The sequence below is a fragment of the Nonomuraea jabiensis genome (assembly GCF_014204795.1).
GTDB classification, from domain to species: Bacteria; Actinomycetota; Actinomycetes; order Streptosporangiales; family Streptosporangiaceae; genus Nonomuraea; species Nonomuraea jabiensis.
Window position 1 is genome coordinate 765,332 of record NZ_JACHMB010000001.1, and the last position, 12,766, is coordinate 778,097.

Annotated in this window: 5 protein-coding genes; all 5 read left to right on the forward strand. The window is 73.9% G+C overall.

What is annotated here, in order from left to right; genetic code table 11:
- The first annotated feature begins 26 nt into the window (after positions 1-26).
- The 5 genes from HD596_RS03385 to HD596_RS03405 all read left to right on the forward strand — a co-directional run bounded on the left by HD596_RS03385 (position 27) and on the right by HD596_RS03405 (position 12,694).
- On the forward strand, positions 27-917 hold the full coding sequence (locus tag HD596_RS03385) for an SseB family protein (protein ID WP_185067830.1): 891 nt from the start codon (positions 27-29) through the stop codon (positions 915-917).
- Positions 887-1,318, forward strand: a complete 432-nt coding sequence (locus HD596_RS03390; protein WP_313042533.1) for a UCP033725 family protein — start codon at positions 887-889, stop codon at positions 1,316-1,318. Before HD596_RS03385 ends, HD596_RS03390 begins: the two co-directional genes overlap by 31 nt.
- Positions 1,319-1,423: 105 nt before the next feature.
- Positions 1,424-1,828 carry a YbaB/EbfC family nucleoid-associated protein gene (locus HD596_RS03395; RefSeq protein ID WP_185067831.1) on the forward strand — a complete coding sequence of 135 codons (405 nt, stop codon included), beginning with the start codon at positions 1,424-1,426 and terminating at the stop codon, positions 1,826-1,828.
- Entirely contained in the window at positions 1,825-2,169 is a 345-nt protein-coding gene (locus HD596_RS03400; RefSeq protein ID WP_185067832.1) for a hypothetical protein, read from the forward strand. Before HD596_RS03395 ends, HD596_RS03400 begins: the two co-directional genes overlap by 4 nt.
- 10 nt (positions 2,170-2,179) lie before the next feature.
- Positions 2,180-12,694, forward strand: coding sequence for a WXG100-like domain-containing protein (locus HD596_RS03405; RefSeq protein ID WP_185067833.1), 10,515 nt, complete (start codon positions 2,180-2,182; stop codon positions 12,692-12,694).
- Positions 12,695-12,766 lie beyond the last annotated feature (72 nt).

The following is a 12,766-nucleotide window of genomic DNA, read 5'->3' on the forward strand; positions in this document are numbered from 1 at the left end:
CCGGTCCGCTCCGGCAAACTGGGCGGATGACGACGAGTGATCACGAACCGGCCACGCCGTTCGAGGAGCGGCTGTGGGCGGCGCACCGGGACGGGCAGGGCGCGCTGTGCCTGAGCCTGCTCCGCGACGCGGACCTGGCGCTGCCGATCACCGCCGCCGCGGCGGCCGGGACCGAGGCCCCCGCGTGGGCGACCGCCGCCGACGCCGAGCGGACGTGGCTGCTCGCCTACACCTCCGTGGCGGCGATGCGGGTGGCCACCGGGGGCGTCGCCACGCACTGCCGCGTCCTGTCGCTGGTCGAGCTGGCGGCCGGCTGGCCGGACCTGCGGTGGGGGCTGGCGATCAACCCGGGGCTGACGGCCGCCTTCCTGCTGGAATCGGGGACGGTGGCCAGGCTGGCGGTGCCCACGCTGGCCCAGGACCTCGCGCTCGATCCCGGCTCCGGGGTGCCGGCGGTCCAGAAGCTGCTGTCCCCCGCCGCCGTCCATGACCTGCTGACCGGGGGCGAGCCGCGCGTCTCCGGCTACTGCCATCACGCCCTGGACGTCTCGCACATCGCGACGCCCGTCGTGCTCGCCGAGGCCCTGGGGCAGCCGGAGCTGCTGACCGAGAACGGCTCGCTGAACATCCTGCGCTGGCGCCCCGTGAGCCTGGCCGACTATCGCACCCCGTACGGCGGCACCGACGAGGAGGGCAGGGCCGCGGTGGCGGGCTGGGTGGTCGAGGAGCCGCCGTTCGTGGGGATGGGCCTGGTGCCGAACGTCGACCAGGTCATCCGCGAGTACAAGGTGTACGGCGTGGGCCTGCCGCACGGCGCGGAGATCTGGGAGCTCACCTCGGAAGGGAAGGAGCACCGGCGCGCGATCTACCACGGCGACCTGGGGCGGTGGCTGCTGATCGGGAGGCGGACGGGATGAGCCTGCACTACTACCGGGCCCGCTGGCACGGCGTGGACTACGTGGCCAGCCCCGAGCCGCACTCCCTGGAGCTGTGGATCCGGCTGCGCAGCCCCGAGCCTGCCGACGGTTTCGAGGAGGTCGAGCCCGGCTGCCACGTACGCCCGGTGCCCGCCTCGGAGTGCGCGGCCCTGCACTTCGTGAGGACGGTGTGCACCTGGCGGGGGGAGCGCTTCGACGTGCATGGCGAGCGTGACGGGCGGCTGCTGGTCGAATACCTGGGCGGGTCCGCGCCCGCGGCGGTGGAGCTCGGGCTGGAGCGCGTCGAGCGGGGCGTGTACCGCCTCTGGGTGCCCCGGGCCGAGGTGACGGATCTCCACGAACACGCCGAACCACTAAATGTCGGGAAACAACACTTTTGAACACACTCTTGTCTCATGGTGTTCATGTGACGGAAACTAACTAGAAACGTGGAAGTTTCGTAAGAGGATTTCCCGTAGACGGGAGGCCCGGCTTCAGGGGGTGTCATGGAGTCGCTCGACCAGCCCGATTCGGCGGCGATGCGGGCATACGCCGACGAGCTGCGCGACATGTTCCGTCAGATCCAGGACGCCGGCATGGAGCTGCACGCCCAGGCCAGAGGGGTGCAGGTCACCGAGAAGTCGCGCGACGGCCTGGTGTCGGTCACGGTCGGCCCGCGCGGCGAGCTCGTCCGGCTCGACCTGGACCCGCGCATCTACCGGCGGCCCGAGGCCCGGCAGCTGGCCGACACGATCGTCGAGACGGCTCAGCGGGCGGCGGCCGGCGCCCGCGAGCGCGTCACGGAGATCCTCGAGCCGGTGATCCCCCGGGCGGAGCTCGAAGCGCACCTCGACGGCGACGTCGAAACCGCCCTGGCGCATCTCGCCGAGCGGATGGAGGGTGAACGATGAGACTCTGGGACGGCACGCAGATCATCAAGCCCAGCGTGGACCGCGGGCTCTCCGAGTGGTCGGCGATGGCCGAAGACCTCGGACGCGAGTCGGCGAGGCTGGTCGCCCAGGTCCAGGAGGCACTCGACGCCGCCCCGTGGGGTCCCGGCGCCGAGGGGGAGGCGTTCAGGGCCGCCCATTTCCGCAACGACGGCCCCAACCAGATGCTCAGCCAGTGCACCCGGCTGGCCGAGGAGATCGCCGACGCCGGGCACAGGGTGCGCACGGCCGTCGACAACACCCTGAAGATGGATCTCGAGATCAGGCGCGACATGGCGGCCGGGCGGGTGCGGGAGATCTGAGGCCCAGGACGTGACGGTCAACGCCGGCACCGGCGTCCACGGCTCCGGCAGCCAGAACGGCGGCGGCCTGGCCGCCCCGCGGCCGCCGGTCCGCATCGACAGCGACGTCCTCCCGGCGTGGGAGACCGAGGCGCTGCCCGACTGGGTGGTCTACTGGCTGATCCCCATGCTGTCGGCCGGGCAGAAATGGCCGGGCGCCAGCGAGAGCGGGCTGTCGAAGCTGGCCGAGGCGTACGACAAACTGGCCGAGGGGGCCGTCAGCTCCGCGCCGGCCGCGGGCGCGGCCACGCGCGTCCTGCTGGACGGATGGATCTCGCCCGCGACCGCGAACTTCGTCTCCAGGGCCACCTTCCTGTACGGCCACGAGGGCGGGCTGGCCGGGGTGTCGGGGAACGCGCGGGCCTATTCGCAGCAGGCCAACAACTTCGCCGTCGAGACGCAGTACTCCAAGCTCTCCGTCAACGTGGCCTTCTGGGTGACGGTCGTCGCCATCGCGATCGCCCTCTTCGTCGCCTTCTTCACCGCCGGCTCCTCCACCGCGATCATCGGGCCGTACGCGGCGGGAGCCCGCGCGGCCATCACGCGGATCCTCGTCCGGCTGATGACCCTGGGCGGCCGGGAACTGGGCGTGACGCAGCTGGCCAGGGTGACCGCGCTCAGCGGCGCCACCGGGCGCGGCCTCATCGCCAGGCTGCTGGCCTCGCCGATCGGCCGGGAGCTGATCGAGGAGATCGGCGAGGAGTTCTTCATCGACGCGGCCGCCCAGTACCAGCAGCTGCAGATGGGCACCGTGCAGAACTGGGACGTGAACAAGTCGGCCGCCTCCATCATCGGCGCGGGCGGCGGCGCGGTCTTCGGCACGGCGCTGGCCGGGCCGGTGTCCCAGGTCACCAGCCACGTGCCGGGATTCGCGGGCCGCGCCCTGACCACGGGCCTGACCAACACGATCGCCTCCCCGGCCGGCAGTTTCATCGCCAACGGCGTGGTCTACGACCAGTGGCAGAACCCGTTCACGGCCGATTCCCTCCTGGGGGCCTTCATGGGCGGCGCCGGGCGTACCGGGACGATCAGCCCGTTCAACCCCGAGGTCTACACCGCGCTGGCCCACCCGGTCACCTCTCTCGCCTCCGCCTACGACCTCGCCGCGCAGGCCGACGCCGGCCGGGCGGCGGGTGGCCCGCCCGGGGGCACGGCGGACGGGAACCCGTCGGGCGGCGGCCCCGCGAACGGCGGCCCCCAGCCCGGCATGCCCGGAGCTGTGCGCCAGCCCGACGCCGCGGCGCCGACCACCGTGCGGGCGACCGCCCCGGCGGCCCCGCGACCCGACGCTCCGGCCACCCCGAGGGCCGACGCCGGCCGGGACGGCGACGGCCGGCGCACCCCCGCCGCGCCGGACCCGGACGCGGCCTCGCAGCGGCGGACCTCCAGGGCCGAGAACCCCGACCAGGCGGATCCGCGTGCAGCGGCACCCGACCAACCGGACCCCAGCACGGCGTCACCCGACCAACCGGACCCCAGCACGGCGGCACCCGACCAACCGGACCCCAGCACGGCGGCACCCGACCAGCCGGACGGCCAGACGGCGCCCGACGCCCAGGCGGACCCGAGCGCGGCGGCGCCCGACCAGGACGGCGCCGCGCCGCAGCCCGCCGGTGACGCGGTCCCGCGGCCGGACGACGCCTCGGGAAGGGCCGGGCACCCCTCGCCCACGGGCCAGGCGCAGGACGGCACCCCCGCGCCCGACGCCAACCCGGCCCAGCCGGACAGCGGCCCCGCCCAGCCGGACGGCCAGACGGCGCCGGACGCCCAGGCAGTGCCCGATGCCCAAGCCGCGACCGGCTCGACGCAGCTCGCCGACGACGGCTCCGGGCGCCCGGTCACCTCCCTCGACGGTGGTGCGCCGGCCGGTCAGCCCATGACCGCCGCCGTCCGAGCCCGTACGGCGCTGATCGGCGCGCTCGCCACGAACTTCCCCGACGCGGTGATCGGCCCGGCGGGCGACCTCCTCATCCCCACCCCCGAGGGCGTACGCGCCATCCCCGCCGCCACCATGGGCCGCATCCGCTCCGCGCTGGACATGCGGGCCCAGGAGGTCACGGACCTCTCGGACCTGCAGGCCGAGGCCGCCGCCCTGCTGACGGTCGTCCAGGCCGAAGGGGTCGTCCAGGCCGGGGAGCCGGCCGCCCCCGCGGCGGCCCCGGCGCCCGACGCCGCGCCGGCGTACACGAGCAAGCCGGGGACGGTCACCTCGCGGCCGGTCCCCGGCACCAGGTACGTCCCCGACGGCCGCCAGGGCCCCGACCTGGACTTCGACGAGGTGCACGACGCGGTCGCCGAGTTGCTGGCGACGTACTTCCTCGACCAGGGCGTGACAGGCTTCAGCTGGTCGCAGGACGGCCGGACGCTGGCGGTCCACACGGCGACGGACGGCACCCACTACTTCCGGCCCGTCATCGGCGGCCTGTCCCCGAACCTGATGGGCGAGACCCAGGTCAGGACCGGCAGGAGCGAGGACGACGCCCACCTCGTCCACTTCAACCCGCGCGTCGCCACCGACCAGCTGCCCAGGGTCTGGCTGCACGAGATCACCGACACCCTGCAGAAGCTGCAGGAGGGCGGGCGGCGGAGCCTCCTGCCGCGCAAGAGCGACGGCGAGGCCAGGCAGAACGCGTGCGCGCGCGCCTGGCTCAACGAGCTGGCGTACCTGGCCGACAAATGGCACCAGGCCCAGACGCTCCCGGAGAAGCGGCTCATCGCCGTCGACCTCGACGGCGTGTCCCGCCAACTGCGCGAGCACGGCCAGACCCCGCCCCTGCCGCCGTGGGCGCCCACCCAGGGCACCCGTCCGTCGCTCGCGCCTCCCTTACTCGGCCCCAACCCGTCCCCCGAGGACGTGCAGGCCGTCGTCGACGCGCTGGTCCGGGCCGAGCAGACACTCCAGATCCAGATCCAGTCGAAGACGGACAGCGCCGAAGCCGCCCGCAAGAAGGCACGCAAGGCCACGCGGGAGGCGCGCAAGGCGCTGAAGCAGCACGATCAGGGCCGCTTCGAGCGGGCACGCAAAGCGCGCCAGGAGAACCGCGCGCACCGCGCCACGCAGAAGCGGCACACCAGGATCGCGAAGGCGTACGGCCCGGCCCTGGCGCGGGCGACGCAGACGAGAAAGGCCTACGAGCAACTGCTGTCGGCGATGCGCCGGACAGCAGCGCCCACCCGGCCCGGCGAGGTCGGCATGGCCTCCATCGCCCGATCGCTGGCGCATGAGGCCGCGCGCCGCCACCGGGGCTATCTGGACGCGCTGTCGGCGGCGCTGCCGCAGCAGGACAGCCTGTCCATGGCCATGCCGACGGGTCCGCTCGCCCATCACACCGCTCTCACCACCGCAGTCAACAACGTCCTGGAACGCCACGAGATCGGCTACCGGTTCAGCCCGGACGAGCTGGAGCGCGCCCTGCGCGCCGACTTCCACAAGCTCGTCTCCCCCGACGGCGTCGTGCTGCGGGTGGGCCGCGGCAGCGGCGCGGCGGAGGTGCGGGTCAGGCTCTCCCTCGCCGACCTCGTCGAAGTGCTCGACGCGAGCGTCAAGGCGTCGGAGACGATGGTGGGCCTGTTCTTCCAGGCCGGCCGTACGGTCACCGCCACCGAGTCCGGCAGCGGCGGGCTGCCCCTCGGCTTCAACACGGCCGTCCTGGCGCAGCTCCTGCCCGAGGGCGAATGGGCCAGGACGCTGGCCGAGATGCTCGGGGTCGGCGTCGGGGTCGTGGCCGGGCGGAACTGGTCGGCGACGGGCGGCGCGGGGATGTACGCGCAGGGCGGCTCCGTCGCCGACAACAGGAGCGAGTCGCTGCTGTTCGACGCCGCCGCGACGTGGAGCGTCGAGATCCGCACGCGGAACACGGACGGCTGGCAGGACGCCACCGTCGTGGACTCCGGCGCGCCCGGCGACGCCGCCGGGCAGCGGCTGTGGGTCTCGCACTCCTTCACCGACCAGGCCCCGCGGAAGCTGGCCTGGATCGACGACGCCAAGCGCAGCGACAAGCTCCCCAACCACGTCATCACCAGCATGACCGGCCTGGAAGGCGCGCTGGACACGGTCGCCGCGACGCTGGGCGGGCTGTACGACCAGGTCGGCGCCGTCCCCCACGACCAGCTGCGGACGTTCGTGACCGAGGAGCTGCCCCACCGGCTCCGCGACGCGGTCAACGGCGACCTGGAGCGCGTCTTCACCAGGAACGGCGTGCCGCACGCGCGGGTGCGCGCCGAGACCCGGGTCGTGCTGGTGGCCAGCGAGCCGCTCGGCGGGGCGAGCGCCGAGGAGTGGGAGGAGGAGGTGCTCGTCGACTTCGCCGCGACGCCGGGCGGGGCGTCGTCCGGCGGGTCGCTGGAAGCGAGCGTCTCGGCCGGGTTCAGCCATCCCGCGCTGCAGGAGATCGACGGATTCGGCAGCTACGACCCCAACATCGGGCCGCGGGTCAGAGGCTCCAGGTCGGCGTCGCAGTCGTACACGGCCACCGCCAACGAGCAGGCGATCCACCCGAGCGTGCACCGGAAGACCAGCCCCAAGCAGGGCTACCTGCTCGCGCTGGAGACCACGTTCATCGTGGAGGAGTTCGGCAAGCCGCCCGTCAGGCTCCGTCCGATGCGCAGCACGGCGGTGGTCAGCATGCGGGAGTCGGCCGCCTACCGCTTCGGCCTGCCCGTCGATCACGAGGCGCTGGTGTACCACAACGGCCGGCCGCTGCTCGACGCGGACGGCAACCAGGTGCTGCGGGGCGACCCGCGCCCCGGCCCGCCCCCCGGCCGCAAGCCGGAGCTGCCCTCGTGGCTCGGCGACGGCCCGGACCAGATGCGAGGCCTCGGCCCCGGCCTCGTCCAGGAGATCGACGGGCTGGCCGAGGTCAGGCAGAAGGTGATGGACCAGCTCGCCGAGCGCGGCATCATCCCGAAGGCCGAGGGCGACGTCCGGCAGTACGCGTCCAACCGGCTCGCCCGCGCCGCCCAGATCCTCAACCTGCAGGAGGTCACCGAGCAGCTGTCCGAGCACCGGATCAGGTCCGGCTACGACACCTTGGCCCAGGAGGGCATCACCGTCGACCTGGTGACGCACGGCCTGAACGGCACCCCCGAGCACCACATGCTGCACATTTCGCTGAAGCAGGACTTCAAGAAGTACCGCTACATCGGGTACACGGACTCCGAGACGGTGGTCAACCTCGACATCGGCTCCGACACCTCGGCCCGGGCCATCAGCCAGTCCAGGACGTACGGCGGCGGCGCCTCCGTCGCCGAGAGCGACGGCCCCGACCAGGGTCACGACGGCCTGTCGCACGAGGTGGGCGTCAGCGCCGGCGGCAGCCGCACCCGCACGGCGGGTTCGAGCGTCGGCAGCACGGTCAACGTGGTGAGCCTGCACGAGAGCACCGGCCCGGTCGCGATCTTCTCCGTGGACCACGACCTGAAGGTCGATCTCGTGCACGACGGGGAGACGACCCCGCTGGCGTCCGGCAGGGGCTCGGCCAGGCTGTTGTTCGCGGCGGACCTCCTCCCCGCGAAGGACGGCTCGGCGCCCGCGCCCATCGGCAAGGTGTCGAAGAAGGTGCTGTCCAGGGCGAAGCTCGTCCACTGGGACGCGCACGGCAGCCTGCAGAGCGCCGCCCAGAAGGTGCAGCCGGGGAGCATGCGCCGGGACTCGGTGGCGTACCAGATGTTCATGGCGGTCCTGGGCGTGCGCAACCTCGTCTCGCACCCCAGGATGCTGATGAGGCTGCTCACCACCGGCCTCGCCGTCCGCCCCCAGGGGACGCCCACCCGGGCGTCCATGACGGTGACGGGCGAGGTCGGCGAAATGGAGGTGCTGGGCGTCGTCGACCACGTGAAGGGAGAGATCCTCTTCGGGCTCGGCAGCGCCGGCGTGTCCTGGGGCGGGTCGTCGGGTCACTCCGTCGGCGCCTCGACGACGGTCTCCGACCTCGACGGCGGCGGCACGTCCAGCGACAGCGGCACGGTCTCGCTGCCCTCCCGGTCGGGAGGCACCTCCGTCTCCACCTCGGTCCTCGACATCTGGGGCGACGAGGGGCTCTCGATCGACTTCGGCCGCCAGATCCTCATCCGGGCCACCGCGGACCTCACGGTCACCGGCTCGGAGAGCATGGCGCACGCGGTGCCGCTGGCGGGCCGGGTCCCGACCGGCGAGAACGAGACGGCCACGGCACAGGGCACCGGGCTGTTCATGCTCTCCGAGGACGACGCGCTGGTGATGTACGCCGAAGGCGAGCTCCCGCTGCCCGGCCCCGTGGTGGGCGACGCCGTCGAGCGCTTCCTCAACGGCAGCATGAAGCTCGACCCGAGCCTCGCCGTCCCCCTGGTCCAGCGGTACATCATGGACGTCGCCAAGGCGCGGGCCGCCGGCGAGGACGTGGGGTACGCCGCGCGGCACACCCCGCAGGCCCTGCTGGAGAAGCTCCAGGAGGTGACCGGCCTCGGCCCGGCGGCCACCACGGCCCAGCAGGGGAACGAGCAGCAGCAGCTCGACCAGACGCTGAGCGAGGCGACGGACCTGATCGACCGCTCCAGGGACGTCGTGCTGGCGCCGTCGTACGACGGGACGGTGGGCCTGGGCACGGTGGAGTCGCTCGACCTGACCGACGAGCAGGGCAATCCCGTCGACATGATGGAGGCGGTGCTGAACGCCGTGCGCGCCGCCCACCCCGCGGCCGTGGACGAGAGCCCGACCCTGGCCGACGAGCTGAGCGTCGACTTCTCCAGTGACGCCGCGCTGATCCACGTCAACGACATGTGGTCGGTCCAGGGCTACGAGAAGAGCTACCACGTCCAGGTCGGCGCGCAGACCGCGCAGGCCGAGGAGGTGACGGTCACGGCCCGGCTGGTGTACGACGACCCGGGGGACTCCCGCCGGGGCCGCTTCCTCACGCACACCTCGCAGGCCGGTACCATCAGGCAGCGCTACCGCTACATCGACCTGTCGCACTCCGAGTCGTACAACGGCTCCCACTCGGCGGGCGTGAACCAGGGCAGCACGGACAACGGCGACGGCCACGGCGTCGGCGTGGGAACGGACCGGGGCCGCTCGTACTCGGGCTCCACCAACCGGCAGGGCACGCGGCTGCAACGGCTGGCCGTGTTCAACGGCATGAACCGGGTCGAGCAGACGATGACGCTGGTCATCGAGGTCACCCGCAGGCCGGTGCGCACGGGCAGGATCCGGTCCGCGGCCCGCCGGGCGGCGGACGCGCTCCGGCGCATTCTCCGCATCGCGCTCCCGGTCAAGTACCGGGCCGTACTCGTGCGGCGCATCCCGACCGGCATGATCCTGCCCGCCGCCGAGGACCCGGGGCCGGTCACCCCCGTGATCGACCCCCGGCTGGTCGAGCTGCGGCCCGGCTACTTCCCCGACAGGCTGCGGGAGCACGCCGGCAAACCCCTCCTGTTCGACATCATCACCTCGCGGTTCGCGAAGATGCTGGGTGCCGCCACGGTCGCGGCACGCCGGTCCGAGCTGGTCAAGCGGCTGTCCCACGACGCCCTGCTGACCGGGTTCGAGCGGATGACGGGGCCCGGCGGGCTCGTCGTCCCGCTGGCCAGGCAGAAGTTCAAGGACCAGGGCGCCCAGGTCACGATCCGGGCCCGCCTGTCGGACTTCACCATCATCGCCGGGCCCTTCGACGCGGAGAAGGGCGAGGTCGACAGGGCGGCCGACGCCCAGAACACGACGGTCTCCCGCGGCCACGCGCTGCCGGTCGGCACGAGCGGCAGCATGAACGACGGCGACTCCGGCCTCGACGGCGGCGTGCGGGCCGGCGAGCAGGCGTCCGAGAGCGTTTCCGACCACCACGGGGCGCGCCGCGAGCGCACCAAGTCCGAGCAGGGCAAGGCCTACGTCGTCCGGCTCAGGGTGGACTACGACCTCACCTTCGAGCACGTGGCGCGGCTGCGGGACGGCAACGAGCACCCCATCGGCGATCCCGTCCACATGACGGGGGCCACCAGCGGCGAGATCGACGTGACGCTCTTCGATGACGAGATCGCGGAGCTGCGCTCCCGGGTGGAGTCGAACGTGCGGCTGGCGCCCCCGGTCGATCCCGGCTGGGCGACGTTCTCGTTCGCCCCGGCCGAGGGCCGCTCCGGGTTGATCCAGATCCTGCAGGACGCGCGGCTGGCCGCCCGCGAGCTCGGCATGGTGGCCCGCGTGGCGGTCCGGGAGGCGGACGGGATCCACCGGTACGAGGCCGCCCCCGACGGCTCGGTCCACAGCGAGATGCCCGACGGCGGGTTCGCCGAGGCGTTCGCCACCCTTCCGCCCGCGCTGCTGGACGCCGCCGACCAGGCGGGCGTCGACCTGCGCCACGTCTTCATGAACTCCCACGAGCCCGGCACGTTCGTCCATCAGGTCAGGGCCGCGCTGATGGCCCGGGGCGTCCTGCTCGCCGACGTGGAGAAGTCGGTGTGGCCCGCCGACCGGGCGACGCCGAGCCCGACGGCGGGCGGGAGCGTGGCCCAGGGGGTGACGCCCGGCAGCATGTCCTCTCCCGCGATCGAGGGCACGCCCTTCAGCCGGTCGGGCCGGCCCGACGGGGTCCCCGACCTGACCATGGGCGAGCTGCGCGGCCAGAACATCACCCTCGGCGACCTGGGCGGCGCCGCCGCGCAGGTCACCTGGCACGGCGACATGGTGACCGTCCAGGTCCCCTCCGCTCCCGACCAGCACGTCCGCGTGCTGATCGGAGAGCCGGGCGCCGGCAACGACGCCGCCACCGAGCTGCGCGCGGGCACGCCGGACGACCCGCACATCATGCGCGTCTGGCCGCGCGTGCACCCGGACGTCGTGTCGTCGGTCCTGGTGCACGAGCTCTCGCACGTCCTGCAGGAGACGCTCGCCGCGTCGTCGGGCGCGCCGCAGGGCGTGATCAGGACCTCCTTGTCGGAACACCAGGCCGAAGGCACCGACTACTGCCTGCTCCCCCGCCTGAACGAGCACGCCCACCTGTCGCGCAAGTGGCACGCGACCTCCGACCCGGCCACGCGGGCGATCCTGGCCGACGCGGTGGACGCCATCGCGGCCGACCTCGAACGCCGCGGCCACACCCCGCCCGCGCCGCCGTGGGGAACGGGCCCGCGGGCGCCGGCCGCCCCTCAGCCGATGAGCCGGCTCGCGCGGCTGCTCAACGGGGGAGGCCCCGTGGGGCTGGACACCTCGCCGGCCGGGCTCGGCAGGCTGGCGCAGATCGCCGGCGTCGCCGACATGGCTCCGGCGGGGCGCCTGGGCGAGTTCACGGTGTCCACGAGGAGCGGGACCTTCACCGTGGCGCTGGCCGACGCCGCGCCGGGCGCGACGGAGGTGACCGTCGACTCGCGGGCGCCGGGACGGCTGGCGCTCCGGGTGCCCACCGACGCGGACGGGCGCGGGGCCGTCGAGGTGGCCGAGCGCATCGCCGCACACGCGGCCGCGCTGGACGGCCGCCCGCCGGGCCGGGCACTCGGACCGGGGCCGGCGGCGCCGGGCCTGACCTTCGGCACGGGTTCCACGGCGCCGGGCCTTGCCGGCACGGACCCCACGACGCCGGGCCTGGCCAGCACGGACCCCACAGCGCCGGTGCTCGGGGTGGCCGACGCTGCGACGCTCGCGCGGCTGCGCGGGCTGGTGCGCGCGGTCGCCGATGGCGGGTGGAGTGGCGCGGCCGAGGCGCTGCGTGCCGAGGCGGCGCGGGCCGGCCTGGCGCCCGGCCAGGCCGGGGCGGCGCCCCGGTTGCTGGCGCTGGCGCGGGCGGGCGAGCTCTCTGCCGCCGACGTCACGGCGATCCGCGGCCATGCGACGCTGCCGGAGATGGCCGCGGCCAGGGCCGTCGAGCGGGGCGCGGCGCTCATGGGCGGCCGCGTCCACGACTACGGCTCCGGCCTGCTGGACATCGTGCTCCCCGGCCGCCTGCCCATCCCCGTCGAGGTGCGGTCGGCCCCAGCCGGCGACACTGCAGGCAGCACTGCAGGCAGCACCGCAGGCAGCACCGCAGGCAGCACTCTTGGCGGCGCTTCGGGTGGCCCGGAGGCGGGTCTGCTGACCGTCCAGGTGGATGGCCGTCTGACGATCGGTGCGAACGAGCGGGCCGCCGGGGCGACGGCTGCCGGGGCGATCGCCCGTACGCTGGGCGCGACGGCCGCCGCTGACCACGCGGCCCTGGCCGAGCTGTACGAGGCCGTGCGCCAGGCACGCGCGGCCACCGCTCGCCAGCGGCCGGCCCGGCTCGGCGTGCTCCACGACCTGCTCGCCACCACCCGTCCCCAGGTGTGGCGGCTCGTCCCGCAGCCGCTGGCCACCGAGCTCGCCAGGCTGGCGGACGGGGCGCGTCCCCGGGACTGGCCCGCGTACCTGGACCGCCTGCGCGCGCTCGCCAACGCGACCGGCTGGTATCCGCCGGAAGAGGGCCGGTGCCGGTGCCCCGCCGGCGGGCCGTGCGAGTGCGGCCTGCGCGCCGGGCAGGCACCGGACATGGCCCGCACGATGGCGGTGTGAACGGGCGGTGCGAACGGGCGGTGTGAGGACGACGGTGTGAGCGGGATCGCGCGTTCCGGCATGATGGGACTT

Coding starts and splice junctions, on each gene's coding strand:
- HD596_RS03385 (WP_185067830.1), top strand. CDS start 27: ATGACGACGAGTGATCACGAACCGGCCACGCCGTTCGAGGAGCGGCTG.
- HD596_RS03395 (WP_185067831.1), top strand. CDS start 1,424: ATGGAGTCGCTCGACCAGCCCGATTCGGCGGCGATGCGGGCATACGCC.
- HD596_RS03400 (WP_185067832.1), top strand. CDS start 1,825: ATGAGACTCTGGGACGGCACGCAGATCATCAAGCCCAGCGTGGACCGC.